This window comes from Bacillus sp. iso_77, from assembly GCF_056173625.1.
This window is the reverse complement of record NZ_CM149683.1, coordinates 1,861,145-1,882,830: the sequence shown is the minus strand read 5'-3', so window position 1 is coordinate 1,882,830 and position 21,686 is coordinate 1,861,145. Positions and strand designations below refer to the sequence as shown.

Here is a 21,686-nt window from a genome sequence, read left to right as displayed (position 1 = left end):
GCCTCAATACAGGAGTGATAAGGTGTACGCAGATAAAGAGAGAAAACGAATTGTAGTGAAAATCGGAAGCAGCTCTCTTACTAGCTTTCAAGGTGAGATTAGTTTAAAAAAACTAGAAAACCTCGTCAATCAAATTGTAAAACTCAAAGATGAAGGACACGAAGTCATTTTGGTCTCATCTGGTGCGGTTGCAGCTGGTTACCGAAAATTAGGATTTATTGATAGACCGAAAACACTGCCAGAAAAACAGGCGTCTGCCTCAATAGGGCAAGGGCTTTTAATGGAGTCATATTCTACTTTATTTTTATCGCACGGTTATATTGCTTCACAGCTATTAATTACAAGAAGCGATTTTTCAGATGAAACGCGCTATCAAAATGTGCGAAATACAATGAATGTGTTATTAGATCGAGGGATCATCCCGATTATTAATGAAAATGATACAGTGACGATCAATCGGTTGAAGTTTGGAGATAATGATACATTGTCTGCAAAAGTAGCTGGACTGATTGATGCGGATTTCCTCGCTATTTTATCTGATATTGACGGCTTGTATGAAGATAACCCTCATACAAATCCGAATGCGAAGAGAATTCTAGAAGTCACAGAAATCACAGAAGACATCGAAGCAGCCGCTGGAGATGCGGGAAGCAGCGTTGGCACAGGCGGAATGAAATCAAAACTCGACGCCTTTAAAATTTCAATGGCCTCAGGCATCAATGGCTTTTTGGGAAAAGCCGATACGCCTCACATTTTAGACAAAGCCATTAATGGGACAGAGAACGGCACTTATTTTACAGCTGACGAAAATTTAGCGCCGCTGAATTATAAAAAACAGTGGATTGCTTTTCATTCTGGCCCAAAAGGCGAAATCGTTGTTCAAGAGAAAACACAGGAGCTTCTCATGCATCGTGAGAAAAGTCTGGATTCTGACGGCATAGTCGATGTAAAGGGTTCGTTTAAAAAAGGCGATGTTGTCCGTATTTTAGATCAAGATGAAAGAGAAATAGGGCTTGGCATTGTCAATTATGCGTCCGACGAACTCGCACTGAACGGTGACTTGCTACAGGATGAAGTGGTGCATGTCGTAGATCTTGAAGCGTTTGTTTGTCATTTAGATTTATCAATACCAGTTTGCTAATCATAAGGGAGGAATTTCATGACACTGACAGCTGAAGTTGTCACATCGGTCAAAGAAAAAGCGAAAAAAGCAAAGCACGTATCAAAAAAACTAGGTTTACTTCAAACAGAGGAAAAAAATGAGGCGCTGCTGAAAATAGCAGAAACACTCGAACAGCAAAGTGATTTTATTTTACAGGAAAATCAAAAGGATTTAGAGGCAGGAAAAGAAAAGGGCTTCTCTGAAGCATTAATGGATCGATTAATGTTAAATGAAGAGAGAATTCATGAGTTTGCGGAAAGTTTGCGGCTTGTGACGAGATTAACAGATCCTGTTGGAGAAATATTGGATGAATGGACTCTTGAAAACGGCTTACATGTGAAAAGCCGAAGAGTACCGCTCGGCGTGATCGGGATGATCTATGAAGCGAGACCGAATGTCACTGTCGATGCAGCAGGGCTTGCCCTCAAGGCAGGCAACTCAGTGATTTTAAAAGGCGGTTCCTCCGCTATTTCTTCCAACAAAGCCATCGTCCGCGTCATTCATGAGGCATTGGATCAAACAAAGATCCCTCGTGATGCGGTACAGTTTATTGAACAAACAGACCGTTCATCGGTTCAAGCGATGTTTCATCTAAAAGAATGGATCGATGTTTTAATTCCGAGAGGCGGGGCTTCGTTAATCAAAACAGTTGTAGAAGAATCGACCATTCCAGTTCTTGAAACAGGGACAGGGAACTGCCATATCTTTATTGATCAAACAGCGAATGTAGAAAAAGCCATTCAGATTGTCATCAATGCGAAAACAAATCGTCCGGCCGTTTGTAATGCGCTTGAGACTCTGATCGTTCATCGCGATTGGCTGAAAGAAAATGGTGCAGCATTGAATGAAGCACTCCTTCAGCATCATGTCACTGTGCATGGAGATCAAGACGCTCAATCTTTCTTTTCCGAAGCGGTTCCTGCGGAGGAAGTAGATTGGACAGATGAGTATTTAAGTCTTGATCTTGCGGTGAAAGTCGTTGACTCAATTGAGGACGCCATTCACCACATTGATCAGTACGGAACCAAACATTCAGAAGCCATCGTAACAGAGGATGAAAAAAACGCACAAATCTTTCTAAACGAAGTCGATGCTGCCGCTGTTTATCATAACGCATCTACACGTTTTACAGATGGCGGTGCACTAGGATATGGCGCTGAAATTGGCATTTCTACTCAAAAGCTGCACGCAAGAGGGCCAATGGGACTTCCTGCACTGACAACGACAAAGCTGCTTCTGTCTGGTGATGGTCAGATTAGAAGCTAGAATGAATGTAAAGAACACTACCTTTCTCCTTGGGGTAGTGTTTTTTTAGTGTATGATAAAAGAAGAGAGAAAAAAGGGGGAACGACATGGAAACGATCAACACATCGATCTATTTAAGAGATTTCAAAGAAAGCGATGCTGAAGCACTGGCAACACTTGAATATGAAAATCGCGAGTTCTTTCAGCCATTTACTTCATTTAGACAAGAGGATTTTTACACCATCCCCGAACAATTGAAGCGAATTCAGACATTTCAGCAAAGCCGCCAAAAAGACGAAACATATGCAAAAGGAATTTTCCACCGCGCGTCACATCAGCTCATTGGCACAATCACATTATCTGGTGTTGTCAGAGATGTTCTTCAAAGCGCCTGGCTTGGATACGGACTTGATCAAAAACATAATGGAAAAGGCTACACAACTGAAGCAATTGCCCTCATGCTAGATGAGGCATTTCATGTGCTGGATCTTCACAGAATTGAAGCAGGTGTTCAGCCTCATAATATAGGTTCCATACGAGTACTTGAAAAGGCAGGTTTTCAAAAAGAAGGTCTATCTAGACAAAATGTAAAAATCAATGGGGAGTGGAAAGATCATTATTTGTTTGCGATTCTTGCGACGGATGAAAGGCCTCACATTATATCAAAATAAAAACTCCCCAGATGAGGGGTTTTCACTGATTTTAATAAAATTTATCTGTTGACTTAGGCTGGACATGGTCCTTTCCATGTCCAGTTTGCTAGCTTTTTGAGATTCATGGCAGCGAAAGTAAGCATCGCCTATATTGAAACTTTTTTGAGTCCACGAAGTTTCGTCCAATTGACTTTGTGTACAGTTATCTAAAAACGAGCAGGACTTGCATATCTCTGAATCAGACGCATATTGCTTATAGCCTTCTCTAGTCGTTGTACGATAATGCCCGTTGGGGCAAATGTAACAATCAAAATATGCATCATACACGTATTCATTCTTTTAAATAACCAGCTTTTGTTCTTGGCGAATGCGAGGTTTTGTCTACACGCTGAAACTCCCCCATATGAGGGGGAGTTTTTTATGAACTTGAACGGTCTTTTTTCATGACTTTCTCAAATTTGAAAAATTCAAATGTCTCAGGCGCTAAAGGGTCATTTTCTTGATCGTTCTCATGAGGCAAGCTCGGATTCGGATGGTGCAAGTGATAAAACTCAACAATCTGAAACCCGCATTTGTTCACATAAAAATGAATGTTGCGCTTTTCAAAATAAGGAGTGACAACTTCCCACACCTTCGTTTCTGGATATTGCGCCTCAATGGCTTTCCATGCTGCCTGACCAATGCCGCGGCTGTGAGATGATGAAGAAATGTATAATAGGTCCACCGAATTGCGGTGTGTGAGAGGGTTGATTTTTAAAACAACCCCTCCTGCCTTTTGACCGTTTAGTAAAATATGATAGACAAGGTTCTCAGTCGAATAAAAAGATTCATCAATCGATTTATCAGGTGGAATTGGTCCACCTTCTGCATCGCCAAATGCATCAATGATGCCAGCTGTAAAAGCATCTTGCAGTTCTTTTTTCATCAAAGGGAAGTCCTCTTGTTTTGCAAGTGATAATGTGACTTGATCTTGTGCGATTTTGTTCATGTGTAAATCCTTTCTCCACATATGTGGTGTTTCTGCATGTTATCATAAAGGATGGAGTAACTCCATAGTCAAGAAAGGAGCCCTAAAAATGATGAGCGATGTTCAAAAAACATTTTTAACTGGAGAATTTGCGGCATTATTTGAAGTGAAAAAAGATACACTGCTCTATTATGATAAAATCGATTTGTTTAAGCCGGCAGGTGTTCAGGAAAATGGGTACCGTTATTATACATTTGAACAGTTTGATCATTTCATGGCCATTCAATCTCTTCGCGCTGTTCAATTTCCGATCAAGCAATTAAAACAATACTTTACTGAGCCTTCTCAGGAAAAATTGCAAAGCCTGGCGATTGAGCAAGCAGAAAAGGTCGGGGAGGAGATCCAAAAACTACAGGATATTCAATCTTTCCTTTTTCGTGTGATCGAGACAACGAATGAATTATCATCAGTGAAAACAGGGGAGGTCTTGTTTCAAGAACTGCCAGAAGAACCGATCGTCCTCAGTACATCAAACCCGATTGATTCAAACACACCTATAGAAGAAATTTCTCGAATTGTAGGAGAATTTCTGAAAGGGATTGGTATTAAAGGTGCCGCGGCAAATGGTTCTGTTTTAAACAAGGAGCAGTTTATGCAGCGTCATTATCATCAATCTGATAGGCTGTTTTGCCGAATGGAAGGGCCGGATGCAGTCAAAAAGCCAGCGGGTCTATATGCAGTCATGTATCAACAAGGAACATATGAAGAGATGGAGACTGCCTATTCACGTTTATTAGATCGAATCGAAGCAGAGGATATGATACTGGATGGAGATGTCTTTGAGGAGTATTTACTTCATTCTCTGATGTCTAAAAATGAAGCGGATTACATGACAAAACTCAGTGTGAAAGTCAGAAAACGGGAAGCTTAAGGCATCACAAAAAGGATAGACAGGCATTTTCACATGCTGTCTATCCTTTTTGGTGCTGTTTAACCGACTTGGTTTTCGGCAAATTGACTCATATAGAGGTCGGCATAAAAGCCTTTTTCTTTCAAAAGCTCACGATGAGTTCCTTTTTCAATGATCGTGCCATCTTTCATGACTAAAATGAGATCGGCATCTTTAATCGTTGAAAGTCGATGTGCAATGACGAAGCTTGTTCTGCCGTTCATTAATTCATTCATCGCTTTTTGAATATGCATCTCTGTCCGTGTATCGACACTGCTTGTTGCTTCATCTAAGATTAATATCTTCGGATCAGATAAGATGGCACGGGCGATGGTTAACAGTTGACGCTGACCTTGTGAGAGGTTGCCGGCATCTTCTGTTAAGAGTGTGTCATATCCATCTGGAAGGGTGCGGATGAAATCGTCTGCATAGGCATGTTTAGCGGCCTTCAACACATCCTCTTTTGAAACATTTGGTCTGCCATATGCGATGTTGTCATAAATTGTGCCTTCAAAGAGCCATGTATCCTGAAGAACCATCGCAAATAAGTCACGCACTTGCTCTCGGCTGAGGTCGGTTGTTTTTACGCCGCCAATGCGAATGGAGCCTTGATCTAGCTCATAAAAGCGCATTAACAGATTAATAATCGTTGTTTTTCCAGCGCCTGTTGGCCCAACAATGGCAACTGTTTGTCCTTCTCGGACTTGTAAATTCAAATCTTTAATAATGGGTTGATCTTTCTCATAACCGAAGTGAACGTGCTCAAAGGCCACATCTCCGGAAAGGGATTTAATATCAATCGCTGCATCTTCTTCCGCATGTTCTTCTTCCTCATCCAGAATTTCAAACACTCGTTCAGCAGAAGCGATAGCAGATTGAACTAAGTTTGCAACACTGGATGCTTGCACAAGCGGCTGCGACATTTGTTGTGTGTATTGGATAAATGCTTGCACATCCCCAACACGAATATTCCCGTTAATGACAAGAATTCCGCCAGCAACACTTACCGCCACATAGCCAAGATTCCCAATAAAGGTCATCATCGGCATCATTAAGCCGGAGATAAATTGTGCTTTTCTTGAAGATTCATATAGTTGTTCGTTTAATTGATCAAATGTATCAATGGCTTTCTTTTCATAGCCATACGCACGAACCGTCTGATGTCCTGTGAACATTTCATTAATATGTCCATTGATCATCCCTAGTTCTTTTTGCTGTGCTTTAAAATGCTTTTGCGAAAATGATGTAATGCCTCGAATCGCAAACAAACTAAGAGGTAGCGTCAAACAAACAAGCAGCGTCAGTAGCGGACTGATGAAAAGCATCATGACGACAATTCCAATGACTGTAATGACAGATGTGATCACTTGCGTGAGTGCCTGCTGTAAAGAAGTATTAATATTATCAATGTCGTTCATCACCCGGCTCAGCGTGTCTCCATGTGTTGTTTTATCAAAATAACGAAGGGGGAGACGTGTGAGCTTGTCATTTGCTTCTTGCCTTAATTCAGCAATGGTCTGCTGCGAGACACCCGCCATTACATATTGCTGCACGAATGAGAAGAGAGATGCCACGACATATAATAGAACAAGCAACAATAAAATGCGTGAAATGACATCGAATTGAACGCCAGTTCCTTGTGTAAAACTTTCAAATAGGGAAGAGGTGGCATCCCCAAGTAATTTTGGACTGACGACATTAAAAACGGTTGAACCGATCGCTGCAATCAGGACAATGATCAGCTGAAATTTCCTCGGTTTTAAATAGCCCGTTAAACGAAGAAGTGTTTTTTTAAATTCCTTCGGTTTTTGTACTGGGCCCCTTGGGTGACCGCCTTTATGTCCCATTCCAGAAGACATTTTTTTACTCATCCTTGCTCCACCTCCTGACCTTCCTGTGATGCGACTATTTCTTGATAGACAAGGTTATCTTTCAGTAACTGTTCATGTGTACCGATACCTGCTATTTTTCCATCATCTAACACAATGATTTTATCGCTATGCTTCACTGTACTGATTCTTTGAGCCACAATAATCAAAGCAGCATGCTCTTTTTCAGCTTCTAGCGCTGACCGAAGTTTTGCATCCGTTTTGTAATCAAGGGCAGAGAAGCTATCGTCAAACAGGTAGAATGCAGGTTTTCTTACGAGTGCTCTTGCGATCGAAAGACGTTGTTTTTGACCGCCAGAGAGATTCGAACCCCCTTGGTCTATCTCTGCGTGAATTCCGCCATCTTTTTGCAAAACAAATTCTTCGGCCTGTGCTGTCCGCAGTGCCTGCCAAATCTCGTCATCTGTAGCATCTCGTTTGCCAAAGCGCACATTATCAGCAATGGTTCCGCTAAATAAAATGGCTTTTTGAGAAACATAACCCATCTGACTTCTCAGTTTCTCTTGAGGCAATTCTCTAATATCGACACCATCTAATGTAATTTTTCCTTCTGTTGCTTCATAAAAACGTGTCATCAGCTGAAGAAGTGTCGTTTTCCCGGAACCTGTACTGCCGATGATCGCCGTCGTTTCACCCTTTTTGGCTTCAAACGTCATGTCTTGAACGGCTGGTTTTTCAGCATTTGAATAATAAAATGACACATCCTCAAAGCGAATGGACTGGGCTGGCTGATCAAGTTTAGTGACAGCTTCTTTTTTGTCTTTAATTTTTGGTTCTAGATTTAACACTTCATTCATCCGTTTAGCTGATGCCTGAGCTCTAGGCACCATAATAAAACTCATAGACAGCATAATGAGTGCCATTAAAATCATCATCGCATATTGAATGAAGGCGATTAGATTCCCGACTTCCATCTGTCCGGCATCAATCCGATTAGCGCCAATCCAGACAATGCCGATATTCGTGAAGTTCATGATAATGAGCATAAAAGGGAACAAGTACGCCATTAATCGATTGACTTTAAGGCCAGTATCCTTATACGATGTATTGGCTTCTTGAAAACGTTCTTTTTCGTCATCTACTCGGTTAAACGCTCGAATGACCCGAATGCCTGAAAGCGACTCTCTCATAATCAAGTTCAGCCGGTCCGTTTTTTTCTGAAGCTGGCCAAAGAGGGGGATCGCTTTTCTCGACACTAAATAAATGAACCCGCCAAGAAGGGGAAGAGCTGCTAAAAAGATGAGAGATAACACAGCATCTCTAGATACAGCCAAAATAATTCCACCAACGAGCATAAGAGGCGCCCGTGTCATCATTTGTAAGATCATGATCGTGACATCTTGAACTTGTTTCACATCATTTGTGGATCTTGTAATAAAGGAAGATGTCCCGATTTTTTGAAATTCTTCTAATGAGAATTGTTCGACATGCACAAACAGCTGTCTTCTCATATCACGCCCGAAGCCTAGAGCTGTCTTAGATGACAAGTAGGACTTCCAAATCGTGAGCAAGATGGCAAGTAAAGAACAACCCACCATCCAGCCCCCAACTTTCCATATATAAGCGACATCTCCTTGGACGATCCCGACATCAACGATATCTGCCGTAAGCGTCGGTAAATACAGCTGGAGCATACTGCTTAAAAAGGTGAGAATCACAATGGACACAACGGATAGCCGATAGGGCTTTAAAAACGATAAAATTGATTTCATACGATTACCTTTCTTCCATATAGTCTGTTGTTCTGTAACTCATCATATACAAAGAGGGATTATTTCTACAAATGAAATGTCTTGTTTTAATGAATTATTTATATTGTTCAATTTTTGAAAAGAAGTCCTTTACAAACATATAAAAATCATGGGCAGAAGGAGACATCTCTCTCGATTTAGACGCAATAATTCCGACCGTTCTTCTCACTTGAGGGAAATCAATGGGAATTTTCACTGTAAATCGCGGTGTTGTTTCATAAAAAGCACTTTCGGGTAATAAAGTAACGCCCATACCCGCTGACACAAGACCTTTAATGGCATCCAAATCTTCTCCTTCAGATGAGATAGTAGGCTCATAGCCAGCCTGCTTACAGGCATCAACTGCAATTTGTCTCAGCACATACCCTTCAGGAAATAAAACGAAATGGTCTTTTCTCAAATCACTTAAATGAATACTTCTTTGCCCGCTAAAGGGGTGACTAATAGGTAAAAGGGCATAAATGCTTTCGGAAAACAAGATATTTCCTTCTATTTGAGGATCGTTTGTCGGGACGGGTCCTAAAAAGGCAAGATCAATGTCTCGATTTTTGACAGCTTCAATCAGAAACTTATAGGAACCTTGACGAAGTAAAAAATCGACCTCTGGATATTCCAGCTTAAATGCGGAAATGACAGAAGGGAGCACTTGGCTTGCTAGACTTGTAGGAAATCCAATGTTCACTGTCCCTTTGTGGGGGTCTAAGTATTCATCAATTTGTTCTTTGGCGTAATCTATCGCTTTTAGGGCGGTTCTGACATGGTCCAAAAATTGTCTGCCGATTTTCGTTAATTTGATATTTCGTCCTTCTCGTTCGAATAAAGCCACTCCAAGTTCTTCTTCTAAATTGGCAATCTGCCGGCTGATGGCAGATTGGGCAACGTGTAAGTTTTCAGCCGCTTCTGACACGTGTTCACGGTCAGCAACTTCTACAAAATAACGTAATTGACGAAGCTCCATTTTTGCACTTCACACCCATCTATCTCAAAAAGAGATTGTTTTGATCTAAATTATATATTGTTTATATTAATTTGAAAACTTAAAATAAGTTACAGAGTTTGTGAGATTTTATTACTGTGAAAAAACGGATCTTTTAAACGGGGGAGAGAAACGATGACTTATAATCAACTACCACAACCACAAGGTCTCTACCGTCCTGAATTTGAACATGATGCATGTGGAATCGGACTGTACGCCCATTTAAAAGGGGAGGCGACACATAGCATCGTCAAAAAGGGATTGCAAATGCTGTGCCAGCTTGATCACCGCGGCGGGCAAGGCAGTGATCCGTATACAGGTGATGGTGCCGGTTTAATGGTACAACTGCCAGACGCTTTTTTTAGAAAGAACTGTCAAGACTTTGCACTTCCTGAAAAGGGCCGTTACGGGGTAGGAATGGTGTTCTTTTCAAAAGATGATGATGCCAAAACGCGTCAAGCGATCGAACAAAAGATCAACGGCTTCATTAAACAAGAAGGGCAAACATTAATTGGCTGGAGAACGGTCCCTGTTGATGCTGGGAAAATTGGAACGGTTGCAGCGAAGAGCTGTCCGGTTGTCCGGCAAGTGTTCATCGGAGCAAACGACAACGTAACAGACCGTTTGTCATTTGAACGAAAATTATATGTCATCCGTAAGCAGGCTGAAAACTGGGGAACAGCAGAGGAAAAACAATTTTACTTTGTCAGTCTGTCTAGTCAAACCATTGTATATAAGGGGCTTTTAACATCAGATCAAGTTGATGCTTTTTATCTTGATCTACAGGATGAAACATTTGTTTCTGCATTTTCACTCGTTCATTCAAGATTTAGTACAAATACATTCCCGACATGGGAACGAGCGCATCCAAACCGTTACTTAATTCATAACGGAGAAATCAACACATTAAGAGGAAACATCAATTGGATGAGAGCAAGAGAACAACAATTTGTGTCTGAAGCCTTCGGAGAAGATCTAGACAAGATTTTGCCAGTGCTGAATGCAGACGGAAGTGATTCATCCATTTTAGACAATGCCTTTGAATTTTTCGTGCTTGCAGGGCGTACTCCTGCTCATACAGCGATGATGCTGATTCCTGAGCCGTGGACGGAGAATACGCACATGTCTAAAGAGAAACGGGCATTTTATGAATACCATAGTTCGTTAATGGAGCCGTGGGATGGTCCGACAGCGATTTCGTTTACGGATGGTAAACAAATCGGCGCCATCTTAGATCGGAACGGATTAAGACCCGCGAGATACTACGTGACAAATGACGATCATATCATTTTCTCATCTGAGGTCGGCGTCATTGACACAAATGAAGAAGATGTGAAGTATAAAGATCGTCTTGAACCAGGTAAAATGCTGTTAATCGATTTAGAAGAAGGACGCATTATTTCGGATGAAGAAGTGAAATCTTCGATTGCGAATGAACTTCCTTATCAAAAATGGCTCGATGAAGAAATGGTTCACGTCAATCGCTCTGAAGAAAATTCAGAAAATTCTAGTATAATGAGTGATTTGTTAACACGTCAGCGTGCTTTCCATTATACGTACGAAGACATTCAAAAGTATTTAATTCCTTTACTAGAAGAAGGAAAGGACCCAATCGGCTCAATGGGAAGTGATACACCGCTTGCTGTGTTATCAGATCGTGCGCAGTCGCTGTTTTCTTATTTTAAACAGCTGTTTGCTCAAGTCACGAACCCGCCAATTGATGCCATTCGTGAGCAGCTCGTTACATCGACCATGACTTGGTTAGGTGCTGAGGGAGATATTTTACATCCAAATGAATATTCATGCCGAAGAATTAAACTTTATACACCTGTTTTAACAAGCGGGCAGTTCAACGGCTTGAAAACGATTGTTCATAACGCCTTTAAAAGCAAAACGATTCATACACTTTTCACTGATGACCTAAAACGTGGTCTTGATGCGATGTTTGAAGAGGCAGAAAAAGCGATTCGTGAAGGGGTATCTTTACTAATTCTTTCCGATCGTGACATGACGGAAGAAAAAGTGCCGATTCCACCACTTCTTGCATTGAGTGCACTTCATCAGCATCTTGTGCGTCAAGGCTTACGAACAAAGGTGAGCTTAATCGTCGAATCTGGAGAAGTAAGAGAGGTTCATCATTTTGCCGCACTGATTGGCTACGGTGCAGATGCGATCCATCCGTACCTCGTTTACGAAACATACAAACAGCTTATTGCTGAAGAAGCGATTGCGATTAGCTTTGATGAAGCTGTCACAAAGTTTGGGAAAAGTGTGACTGAGGGCGTAGTTAAAGTAATGTCTAAAGTGGGAATTTCCACTGTCCAAAGCTATCGAGGCGCACAAATTTTTGAAGCAGTCGGCATTAGTGAAGATGTCATCCAGGCGTATTTCACAGGAACAGCTTCTCAGCTAGGCGGTATTGATCTTGACACCATTGCAAGTGAAGCAAAGCTTCGTCATGAGGCTGGGTATCAGGCATCAACTGATCAAACGCTAGAATCAGGCAGTGAGTTCCAGTGGAGAAAAAATGGAGAGCATCATGCGTTTAACCCAAAAACCATTCATACCCTTCAGTGGGCATGCCGCAACGAAGATTATGATTTATTTAAGCAATATACGAAGGCAGCGGATGAAGAACGAATTGGTTTCCTTAGAAATCTATTTGCTTTTCGTTCAAAACAAAAGCCAGTTCGTCTAGAAGAAGTTGAATCTGCTGAATCCATTGTACGGCGCTTTAAGACAGGTGCGATGTCATTTGGTTCATTAAGTAAAGAAGCGCATGAAGCACTAGCGATTGCGATGAACCGAATTGGCGGCAAAAGCAACAGCGGAGAAGGCGGGGAAGACCCTGCACGCTTCACAGTAGATGAGCACGGGGATGATCGCAGAAGTGCAATTAAACAGATTGCTTCTGGCCGCTTTGGTGTGAAAAGTCATTATTTAGTCAATGCAGATGAACTGCAAATTAAAATGGCGCAAGGTGCAAAGCCGGGAGAAGGCGGACAGCTGCCAGGAAATAAAGTATATCCTTGGGTCGCAGACGTACGTGGTTCTACGCCAGGTGTTGGCCTAATCTCACCACCGCCTCACCATGATATTTATTCAATCGAGGATTTGGCTCAATTGATCCATGATTTGAAAAACGCAAACCGTGATGCACGCATCAGTGTCAAGCTAGTTTCTAAAGCTGGCGTTGGTACGATTGCAGCAGGTGTCGCAAAAGGGACAGCGGATGTCATCGTAATTAGTGGATATGATGGCGGTACTGGAGCTTCTCCGAAAACAAGTATTAAACATACAGGACTTCCTTGGGAGCTTGGATTGGCAGAAGCGCATCAAACCCTTGTCTTAAACGGCCTTCGAGAGCGAGTCGTTCTTGAAACGGATGGAAAATTAATGACAGGCCGCGACGTTGTCATGGCTGCGATTTTAGGAGCAGAAGAATACGGCTTTGCGACAGCTCCACTTGTCGTATTAGGATGCGTCATGATGAGAGCATGTCATTTAGATACTTGCCCAGTCGGTGTCGCTACTCAAAACCCGGAACTTCGCAAAAAATTCATGGGTGACCCTGATCACATTGTCAATTTCATGATGTTTATTGCAGAGGAAGTAAGAGAAATTTTAGCTGAACTTGGCTTTACATCAATGGATGAATTGATTGGGCGTACGGATGTTTTATCAGTAAGTGAAAGAGCAAAAGCACACTGGAAAGCAGGACAGCTGAACCTTGAAACCCTGCTTTATCAGCCAGAGGGACCACGCACATTCAGAACGCCGCAAAATCATAAAATTGATGAATCACTGGATATGAATGAGATTCTCCCTTATGTACAGGAAGCGCTCGATCATCAAACACCAGTTGATCTGTCACTAAACATTCGCAACATTCACCGTGTAGCTGGAACGATTACGGGCAGTGAAGTGTCTAAGCGCTACGGCGAAGAAGGTCTGCCAGAGGATACGATCACACTTCGGTTCACTGGTTCAGCTGGACAAAGCTTCGGCGCATTTGTTCCAAAGGGGATGTCTTTATATTTAACAGGTGACTCAAATGACTATATCGGCAAAGGACTCTCTGGAGGCAAAATTGCTGTCAAAACATCTGATCACTTTGTACAAAATGGACATGAGAACGTGATTGTCGGTAACGTTGCATTTTACGGCGCGACAAGCGGAAAAGCGTATATTAATGGTCGTGCAGGTGAACGATTTGCCGTGCGTAATTCAGGTGTCAATGTGGTCGTTGAAGGAATCGGTGATCACGGCTGTGAATACATGACTGGCGGACGTGTTGTCATTTTAGGTGACGTCGGGAAAAACTTTGGTGCAGGGATGTCTGGCGGTATCGCTTACGTGCATACATCCGATGCAAAACAGTTCAAAAGAATGTGTAACATGGAAATGATCATGTTTGAAAAACTCACAGATCACGAAGAAGAACAAGAAGTGAAGCAAATGATTCAGGAACACCTTGATTATACAAACAGCTCAAAAGCAGCAGCGCTTCTAGAGAACTGGGCACAAGAAAAGAATCAATTCATTAAGATCATTCCGAGAAATTACAAAATGATGCTTCAAAGCATTGAGGAACAAAAACAAGCAGGCCTCAGCCACGAGGAAGCTGTTATGTTCGCATTTGAAGCAAACACAAAACCGAAAAATAAAGAAACGGCAAACGGGCAAAAAGCAGCCGTCGCTCATTAAGAAAGGGGAGAGGACAATGGGCAAAGCAACAGGTTTTATGGATTATAAAAGAGAAAAGCCAAATGAACGTGACCCTCTCACTCGTCAAAATGACTGGAAAGAATATTCAGCTCCTTATACAGATGAGGTATTGAAACAGCAGGGTGCTAGATGTATGGATTGCGGAACACCGTTTTGTCAAATTGGGATGGAGATCAGGGGCGGCGTTTCTGGCTGCCCGATCTACAATTTAATTCCAGAATGGAATGACCTTGTCTACCGGGGCAGATGGAAAGAAGCGCTTGAAAGACTACAAAAAACGAACAATTTCCCTGAATTTACTGGAAGAGTATGTCCAGCACCTTGTGAAGGCTCATGTACCGTCGCGATCAATGATCCAGCAGTATCGATTAAAAATATCGAACGGACGATCATTGATAAAGGTTTTGAAAATGGCTGGATTACACCAAGAATTCCTTCAAGCCGTACAGGGAAAAAGATCGCCATTGTCGGATCAGGACCAGCAGGACTGGCAAGTGCAGACCAACTAAACCAGGCAGGACACGCTGTAACCGTATTTGAACGATCTGATCGTCTAGGCGGACTGCTCACTTATGGTATTCCGAATATGAAGCTCGACAAAGAAGTCGTTGAGCGCAGAGTCAAACTTTTAAGACAAGAAGGCATTGACTTTGTGACCAATACAGAAATTGGTGTGGATATCACGGCTGATGAACTGAAAGAGCAATTTGATGCGGTCATCCTTTGTACAGGTGCACAAAAGCAGCGTGACCTGTTAATTGAAGGCAGGGAAGCAAAAGGGATTCACCTGGCAATGGATTATTTAACACTCGCAACAAAAAGCATGCTTGATTCAGGATTCAAAGATAAAAACTTTATTGACGCAAAAGGGAAAGACGTCATTGTGATTGGCGGAGGAGATACAGGCGCTGACTGCGTCGCAACTGCACTTCGCCAAAAAGCAAAAAGTGTTGTTCAATTCGGAAAGCATCCAAAGCTTCCAGATACACGTGTAGGGGATAACATGTGGCCAGAACAGCCTTATGTCTTCTCTCTAGATTATGCTTACGAAGAAGCACAAGCAAAATTTGGAGAAGACCCGCGCAAATATTCGATTCAAACCACAAAGATTGTGGCTGATAAAAATGGGAAGTTAAAAGAGCTTCATACCATTCAAATGGAAAAGGTGAAAAACGAGCAAGGGAAGTTTGAATTTCATGAGATTCCAGGAACAGAGAAGGTATGGCCAGCTCAGCTAGTCTTTATTGCGATTGGTTTTGAGGGAACTGAACAGCCGCTAGTGAAACACTTTGGCGTGGACAGCAAAAACAATCGGATTGACGCAAAATATGGGGAATATACAACGAATGTAGAAGGCGTATTTGCAGCGGGAGATGCAAGACGCGGTCAAAGCTTGATTGTCTGGGCAATTAACGAAGGCAGACAAGTGGCGCATGAGGTAGACCGTTATTTAATGGGGAGTTCGGTTCTGCCAAAATAGGTCAAACAAAGGGTGTTTACCATATATAGAGAAAAGCCATGACCAAAGAGTGGTCATGGCTTTTTATGATTCAGACATGGTTGGCTGGATAATGACTTTTTTACGTTTGAACTGGGAGACAACCAAACAGAGGAAGACAGCAAGAACAAAAAGAGAAATGGTCAAAAAACCAAACGTATAGGAGCCCGTCATTTCTTTTAAACTGCCAAGAACGTTTGGTAAAAAGAATCCCCCAATGCCTCCTGCAGCCCCTACAATTCCAGTCACAATCCCAATTTCCTTATGAAACACTTGCGGCACAAGCTGGAACACCGCCCCATTCCCCATACCAAGACACATCATTCCGACAAATAAAAGCGCAATGACCACTGGTAAAGCAGGTAGACTACTCAATGCCCCTAAACAGATACCAATCAAAGCAAATAAACCGAGCAGTACTTTCATCCCGCCAATTTTATCGGCAATCAAACCGCCAACTGGCCGAAAGAAGCTGCCTGCCGCCACGCAAAGCGTCACAAAATCACCGGCATGAATTTTTGAAATCGCATATTGGTCCACAAAGAAAATACTCAAGAAACTTGAAAGGCCGACAAAACCACCGAATGTAATCGCATAAAGCAGGCAGAAAAACCACGTTGTTTTCACTTGAAAGACTGAAAAATAGGACCGAAGCGGCTGAGGGGCAGGCTGGTTTGGTGCATCTTTTGCTGTGAAAATAAAAAACAAAAAGACGAAACTTAAAGGAATAAGAGCGAGCCCCATCACTGTATGCCAGCCATACATCTCCGCAAGCCTTGGTCCAAAGAGTGTCGAGATCAGTGTTCCGCTGTTTCCGGCGCCGGCAATTCCCATCGCTACCCCTTGTAAATGAGGAGGGTACCAGCGGCTTGCCATCGGTAAAGCGACCGCAAAACTCGCACCTGCAACCCCTAATAAAATCCCGATCAGTACTAGCTCTGAAAGGGTTGTACCACCGAAAAACCCCCATATGAGCGGAATTGTGGTCAAAATCATGCCCATCATCGCTGTTTTTTTAGGTCCCATTCGGTCTGTTAATAGGCCTAGCACAATTCGAAAAAAAGATCCGGATAAAATCGGAATGGCTACAATCATGCCTTTTTCTATTGTCGATAAGGCAAAATCTTGTGCAATAAAAGCACCGAGTGCCCCCAGCAAAACCCAAATCATGAAACTCACGTCAAAATATAAAAATGAACCAAACAATGTCTTAGGGTGACCACTAGAAGTCAATTCTGAGAGTTTCACAAAACCCCTCCTTTATTTTGAATTTTCTGACTTAAAGATAGCGAGTTGATAGAAGGAATGGAAGTATTGTGTTAGAAAAAATGACATGGATAAACACTTTTTTACAAATGTGTGCCATAATCTAGGCAAACATTGCTTTGGCGCAAAAAGCTAGAAAGGTTGATCTCACATGGCAAAACGTAAACTCTTGTTTATCGGAAACGGCATGGCGAGTATGAAATGTATCGAACATATTGTAAAGAAACAGCCAGAACGCTATTCCATCACAATCATTGGAAAAGAGAAGCACCCAGCTTACAATCGAATAAAACTTTCATCGGTTTTACAAAAAAGTGAATCATTGTCTCAGATTGAACTAAAGCCAAAAGAATGGTACACCAAACATGACATCACCATCCAAACAGGCGAAGCAGTTGTCCACATCGATACAAAGCGTCAATTGCTCATGACAGAAGCACGCCGGAATATCCCGTATGACAAACTGGTTATCGCCACAGGCTCATCGCCTCATTTTCTGCCTATACAAGGCGTATCCAAAAAAGGGGTCTATGCTTTTCGTACGATTGACGATTATGAGGCCATTTACGCTGATTCTTTACGCTATGAGCGTGCAGCAGTCATTGGAGGTGGTGTACTTGGTGTGGAAGTGGCCGCTGGTTTACAGATCGCTGGACTGAAGACAACCTTGATTCATCACACGGATTGGCTTATGCAACGCCAATTAGATGAAACAGCTGCAGGGCTTTTGTCTCAACAATTAAGTCGCAAGGGGATTCAGGTAAAAACAAATGCTCATACGATTGCATGTTTAGGAAACGAGAGAGTAGAAGGCGTTCTGTTAAAAAGTGGAGACATCGTGGATGCTGATCTCGTGGTTTTCACAACAGGGGTCCGTCCGAATATAGAGCTTGCAAAACAGCACGGCATTCATACAAGAAAAGCCATTGTTGTAAATGATGTCATGCAGACAAACGTTGAGAATATTTATGCTATTGGAGAATGTGCAGAGCATAAGGGGATGGTGCACGGTCTTGTGCAGCCTATTTATGAACAAGCAAACGTGCTTGCGAATCATTTATTAGATGAACTGGTCATGAATTTACCTCCTGCCATTTATTCAACAAAATTGAAAGCAAATGACATATCTATTTATTCTGCTGGCAGTATTGTAAACCGATCCCCCTCCGCTTCAGTGGTGACTTACTTAGATGAAGAACAAGAAGTATATAAAAAACTAGTGTTTGAACATGATGTGCTCACAGGCGTTGTATTAGTTGGTCAACTTGAGAGAGCTGAGCAGCTTTTGCAGGATGTAAAAGTGGGGCGTGATAAAAGCGTAGTCATGAAATCACTGAATGAAGAGCAGATATCCCCTTTAGATTCATTAAAAACAGAGGATCTCATCTGCCAATGCCACACGGTGACGAAGGGAGCGATATTCAAAAGCATATCGGTCCATCAGCTGACAAATTTAGAAGAGATAAAAAAACAGACAGGGGCCGCAACGGGCTGCGGAGGCTGTCAAGAGCTTGTTCGTGCCTGCTGCCATGTCTCATCAAATCAGCTAACGGAAGCACTGGACACGTTTTGCTCGTGCACAAATGTAGAGAAACAGACCATTTTTTCGTATATAAAAAATCAGCAGCCGCTGAATGAAGAGCAAGTAAGAAGACAATTTGATTGGATGACAGATAACGGCTGTGACAAGTGCCGAGCAGCCATTCCATACTATCTTGAGCAGTTTCAAGATCTTTTCGTAAAAGACAGCCCATCAGATCATGAGCACATACTAATGCCTCAGTTATATGGTGGCCGTCTTGATCTGACATTTTTACAGATGATAACCGAATTATTAGAGCAAAAGCAAATTCAGCACGTAGAACTAACGGAGAATAAACGAATTCGGCTGATCGGTATTTCACAAGAGGCCGCCCATATTGTAAAAGAACATGGACACATCATGCCACAGGAAAGCAAGAGACTTTCTCATGTTCTTTCATGTGATTGTCGTCACGATCCATCTGTCACAACACTTGTCATGGAGATCGAAAGACAACTAGAAAACACGCTTTTACCTGCAGTCACATCGATTCATATCGCTGGTCCTTCCTGCGTATGTCATTTCAGCCCCATCTATGACATCTGCATCAAGAAGCAGCTGGATGAATGGGACATTTATATAGGAGGCAGCATACGTCAACCTAAGGCAGGTCAGCTTTTTTATTCTGTGAGCCGAACGGATGAGCTGATTCCTTTTTTAAAAGCACTGCTTGAAGATTATAGAAAACGTGCATATTTTCAAGAATCTATTGGAGACTGGATCCAAAAAAACGGCATCATTTCCATCCGAGAAAAATTGCTCGATGAGGAAATGAGAGAAGAGCTCTGCGAACAATTTGAGCAAAGTAGACAAAAGGGTGTGAATGTATGAATCAATCTTTTTTACAATATGTGCAGCAAACATCAGAGCAGCAAGAGCGAAAAAGGGTGTTCCCATCTCAATGTCCGTTTTGCAGTATGCAGTGCAAAATGCAATTAGTCGAGCAGCACGCAGAAGGGCGAACACGCTACCAGACGATAGGTATTCATAATCCAACTACGTTCGGCAGGATCTGTATGAAAGGGCAGCATGCCCACCAGCACGCACTGCACAAGGAACGATTGAATCACCCCCTCATCAAAAGAAACGGTCAATTTGTCAAAGTGACTTGGCAGGAGGCACTTGACGAAATCAAAGCACGCACTCAAACCCTTCAGACGGAACATGGGAACGATGCTATCAGTGTGTATGGTAGTGCATCGATTACAAATGAAGAAGCTTATTTACTCGGAAAATTTGCAAGGGTCGCCCTTAAAACGAAATACATTGATTACAATGGAAGACTGTGTATGTCTTCAGCAGCAACAGCAGCTAACCAAACATTTGGACTTGATCGGGGTCTAACCTTTCCGCTTCGTGACATCAAGCATGCCCGGGTTTTACTATTGGTTGGAACCAATATAGCGGAATGTCAGCCGACCCTCATACCGTACTTGGAAGAAGCTAAAAAGAACGGGGCATTTCTCATCGTGATCGATCCGCGAAAAACAGCAACAGCCAAGCTAGCAGACTTACATGTCAGCTTAAGGCCTGGGTCAGATGCTGCACTCGCAAATGGAATCTTACACGTCATGCTTCATGAACAGTTACTAGACGAAGAATTTATTAAAAAACGAACATCAGGTTTTCAAGAAATGAAACAGCATATTTCACACATGTCCCTGCAAGACATTACGCAGCAAACCGGTGTATCGATGAAAGTCATTCAAAAAATAGCGAGAAAATTCGCACGCGAAAAAACAGGCATGATTCTGACTGCAAGAGGCATTGAGCAGCAAATAGACGGAACAGCATCCGTTCGTAATTTCCTGAATATTCTGCTTGTTACTGGGAAAATTGGCCGGATTGGGTGTGGCTATGGCGCGATTACTGGGCAAGGAAATGGACAGGGTGCAAGAGAGCATGGACAAAAAGCAGATCAGCTTCCTGGTTACCGTGATATCACAAACCCAGTACATAGAAAAGAAATGGCTGAAATATGGAAGATCGATGAAAAAGAACTGCCTGGAAAAGGTGTATCTGCTTTTGAAATGTTTGAAAAAATGCAGAAAGGAGAGATAAAAGCGCTCTTTTTAATGTGTTCTAATCCCGTTCAATCAGGTCCGCATGCAAGCTTTATCAAAAAAGCCATCGAGCAGCTGTCCTTTTTTGTCGCAATTGATTTATTTATCTCTGAGACGGCTGCACTCGCAGATGTTATTTTACCAGCTTCGTCATATTTAGAGGACGAAGGGACCATGACGAACATTGAAGGACGCGTTACGCTGAGAGAAGCAACCTATCCACTCAAACACCAAAGAAAGCACGATTGGCAAATCATTTGTGATATAGCAGCAGTATTAGGCAAAGGCGGCTCTTTTTCTTTTTCATCTGCAGAAGACATCTTTGAGGAATTGAGAACAGCAACGAAAGGAGCCAAAGCCGATTATTCCGGTATGACCTATGACAGGTTAAGGAAGACGCAAGGCATATTATGGCCCTGCTCTCATTTGGAAGACCGAGGAACAGAAAGACTATTTGAGCATCAATTCTCACATCCTGATCAATTAGCAAAATTTGCAGTCGTTGCACATGGACAACAGGGTGCAAAAGAACCAGTCAGTCCAGAATATCCACTCTATTTAACGACCGGCAGGGTGATGGCTCATTACCAAACGGGCGTTCAAACAAGAAAAAGCACCTCTCTTGTTGCCCGGCAGTTTGAAGCTTATGCAGAGCTTCATCCTGACACAGCCGAAGCTTACGGATTTCAGCACGGGGAGCTCGTCACCATCCAGTCAAAACGAGGAAGCGTCATCATGAGGTGCCACATAACAGATAGCATCCGAAAAGATACTGTGTTTGTTCCATTTCACTGGAATAAACATCAATCAATTAACCTATTAATTGGTAAACAGTTAGATCCACACAGTAAAATGCCAGGTTTTAAAAATTGTCCTGTACAGCTGTCAGCCTACAAGAATTGAAAACTATGTGAGAAATTTTAACATGTATTTTCCATCTTTGTTTAGATTATGGTA

At 42.3% G+C, this 21,686-nt stretch carries 13 protein-coding genes and 1 pseudogene; 8 read left to right on the top strand and 6 right to left on the bottom strand.

Going from position 1 to position 21,686, the window contains the following annotated elements; all coding sequences use genetic code 11:
• The first annotated feature begins 22 nt into the window (after nucleotides 1-22).
• From proB to AC0VYC_RS09450, 3 genes are all read left to right on the top strand, one after another.
• The gene (gene proB / locus AC0VYC_RS09460) at nucleotides 23-1,141 is read left to right on the top strand and encodes a glutamate 5-kinase (protein ID WP_427244153.1); all 1,119 of its coding nucleotides are present in this window, start codon (nucleotides 23-25) and stop codon (nucleotides 1,139-1,141) included.
• Between the two features lie 18 nt (nucleotides 1,142-1,159).
• Complete coding sequence (locus AC0VYC_RS09455) at nucleotides 1,160-2,428, top strand: glutamate-5-semialdehyde dehydrogenase (RefSeq protein ID WP_025207480.1); 1,269 nt, start codon at nucleotides 1,160-1,162, stop codon at nucleotides 2,426-2,428.
• Between the two features lie 86 nt (nucleotides 2,429-2,514).
• Entirely contained in the window at nucleotides 2,515-3,078 is a 564-nt protein-coding gene (locus tag AC0VYC_RS09450) for a GNAT family N-acetyltransferase (protein WP_178896681.1), read from the top strand.
• Between the two features lie 53 nt (nucleotides 3,079-3,131).
• Here the strand turns inward: AC0VYC_RS09450 and AC0VYC_RS09445 are convergent.
• Both AC0VYC_RS09445 and AC0VYC_RS09440 read right to left on the bottom strand, forming a co-directional pair.
• Nucleotides 3,132-3,424 (bottom strand): annotated as a pseudogene (locus tag AC0VYC_RS09445) (IS5/IS1182 family transposase); the annotation flags it as partial.
• Between the two features lie 54 nt (nucleotides 3,425-3,478).
• A complete protein-coding gene (locus AC0VYC_RS09440; protein ID WP_475388322.1) occupies nucleotides 3,479-4,048 on the bottom strand; it encodes a GNAT family N-acetyltransferase in 570 nt (189 codons plus the stop codon).
• An 88-nt stretch (nucleotides 4,049-4,136) separates the two neighbouring features.
• Here AC0VYC_RS09440 and AC0VYC_RS09435 point away from each other — a divergent pair, with 88 nt between their 5' ends.
• Entirely contained in the window at nucleotides 4,137-4,958 is an 822-nt protein-coding gene (locus AC0VYC_RS09435) for a MerR family transcriptional regulator (protein WP_335364686.1), read from the top strand.
• A gap of 59 nt (nucleotides 4,959-5,017) precedes the next feature.
• On the opposite strand, the gene AC0VYC_RS09430 is transcribed toward AC0VYC_RS09435, so the two are convergent.
• The 3 genes from AC0VYC_RS09430 to gltC all read right to left on the bottom strand — a co-directional run bounded on the left by AC0VYC_RS09430 (nucleotide 5,018) and on the right by gltC (nucleotide 9,574).
• A complete protein-coding gene (locus AC0VYC_RS09430) occupies nucleotides 5,018-6,847 on the bottom strand; it encodes an ABC transporter ATP-binding protein (protein ID WP_335364687.1) in 1,830 nt (609 codons plus the stop codon).
• Nucleotides 6,844-8,577 carry an ABC transporter ATP-binding protein gene (locus AC0VYC_RS09425; protein ID WP_024718329.1) on the bottom strand — a complete coding sequence of 578 codons (1,734 nt, stop codon included), beginning with the start codon at nucleotides 8,575-8,577 and terminating at the stop codon, nucleotides 6,844-6,846. The genes AC0VYC_RS09430 and AC0VYC_RS09425 overlap by 4 nt, the downstream gene beginning before the upstream one ends.
• Nucleotides 8,578-8,671: 94 nt before the next feature.
• Complete coding sequence (gene gltC / locus AC0VYC_RS09420; protein ID WP_024718330.1) at nucleotides 8,672-9,574, bottom strand: glutamate biosynthesis transcriptional regulator GltC; 903 nt, start codon at nucleotides 9,572-9,574, stop codon at nucleotides 8,672-8,674.
• A 153-nt stretch (nucleotides 9,575-9,727) separates the two neighbouring features.
• On the opposite strand from gltC, the gene gltB reads away from it, so the two are divergent.
• Nucleotides 9,728-14,299, top strand: coding sequence for a glutamate synthase large subunit (gene gltB / locus AC0VYC_RS09415; RefSeq protein ID WP_138825896.1), 4,572 nt, complete (start codon nucleotides 9,728-9,730; stop codon nucleotides 14,297-14,299).
• A 16-nt stretch (nucleotides 14,300-14,315) separates the two neighbouring features.
• Nucleotides 14,316-15,800 carry a glutamate synthase small subunit gene (gene gltD, locus AC0VYC_RS09410; protein WP_475389995.1) on the top strand — a complete coding sequence of 495 codons (1,485 nt, stop codon included), beginning with the start codon at nucleotides 14,316-14,318 and terminating at the stop codon, nucleotides 15,798-15,800.
• A gap of 63 nt (nucleotides 15,801-15,863) precedes the next feature.
• Here gltD and AC0VYC_RS09405 read toward each other — a convergent pair whose 3' ends face one another.
• Complete coding sequence (locus AC0VYC_RS09405; protein ID WP_475389993.1) at nucleotides 15,864-17,066, bottom strand: nitrate/nitrite transporter; 1,203 nt, start codon at nucleotides 17,064-17,066, stop codon at nucleotides 15,864-15,866.
• 169 nt (nucleotides 17,067-17,235) lie between these two features.
• Here AC0VYC_RS09405 and nirB point away from each other — a divergent pair, with 169 nt between their 5' ends.
• Both nirB and nasC read left to right on the top strand, forming a co-directional pair.
• On the top strand, nucleotides 17,236-19,497 hold the full coding sequence (gene nirB, locus AC0VYC_RS09400) for a nitrite reductase large subunit NirB (protein ID WP_256689324.1): 2,262 nt from the start codon (nucleotides 17,236-17,238) through the stop codon (nucleotides 19,495-19,497).
• Nucleotides 19,494-21,632, top strand: coding sequence for an assimilatory nitrate reductase catalytic subunit NasC (gene nasC, locus AC0VYC_RS09395; protein ID WP_342502583.1), 2,139 nt, complete (start codon nucleotides 19,494-19,496; stop codon nucleotides 21,630-21,632). Before nirB ends, nasC begins: the two co-directional genes overlap by 4 nt.
• The last annotated feature ends 54 nt before the right edge of the window (nucleotides 21,633-21,686 follow it).

What these genes read in the sequence shown, in the direction of transcription:
- AC0VYC_RS09455 (WP_025207480.1), top strand. Translation starts at nt 1,160, where the DNA reads ATGACACTGACAGCTGAAGTTGTCACATCGGTCAAAGAAAAAGCGAAA.
- AC0VYC_RS09450 (WP_178896681.1), top strand. Translation starts at nt 2,515, where the DNA reads ATGGAAACGATCAACACATCGATCTATTTAAGAGATTTCAAAGAAAGC.
- AC0VYC_RS09440 (WP_475388322.1), bottom strand. Translation starts at nt 4,048, where the DNA reads ATGAACAAAATCGCACAAGATCAAGTCACATTATCACTTGCAAAACAA.
- AC0VYC_RS09435 (WP_335364686.1), top strand. Translation starts at nt 4,137, where the DNA reads ATGATGAGCGATGTTCAAAAAACATTTTTAACTGGAGAATTTGCGGCA.
- AC0VYC_RS09430 (WP_335364687.1), bottom strand. Translation starts at nt 6,847, where the DNA reads ATGAGTAAAAAAATGTCTTCTGGAATGGGACATAAAGGCGGTCACCCA.
- AC0VYC_RS09425 (WP_024718329.1), bottom strand. Translation starts at nt 8,577, where the DNA reads ATGAAATCAATTTTATCGTTTTTAAAGCCCTATCGGCTATCCGTTGTG.
- gltC (WP_024718330.1), bottom strand. Translation starts at nt 9,574, where the DNA reads ATGGAGCTTCGTCAATTACGTTATTTTGTAGAAGTTGCTGACCGTGAA.
- gltB (WP_138825896.1), top strand. Translation starts at nt 9,728, where the DNA reads ATGACTTATAATCAACTACCACAACCACAAGGTCTCTACCGTCCTGAA.
- gltD (WP_475389995.1), top strand. Translation starts at nt 14,316, where the DNA reads ATGGGCAAAGCAACAGGTTTTATGGATTATAAAAGAGAAAAGCCAAAT.
- nirB (WP_256689324.1), top strand. Translation starts at nt 17,236, where the DNA reads ATGGCAAAACGTAAACTCTTGTTTATCGGAAACGGCATGGCGAGTATG.
- nasC (WP_342502583.1), top strand. Translation starts at nt 19,494, where the DNA reads ATGAATCAATCTTTTTTACAATATGTGCAGCAAACATCAGAGCAGCAA.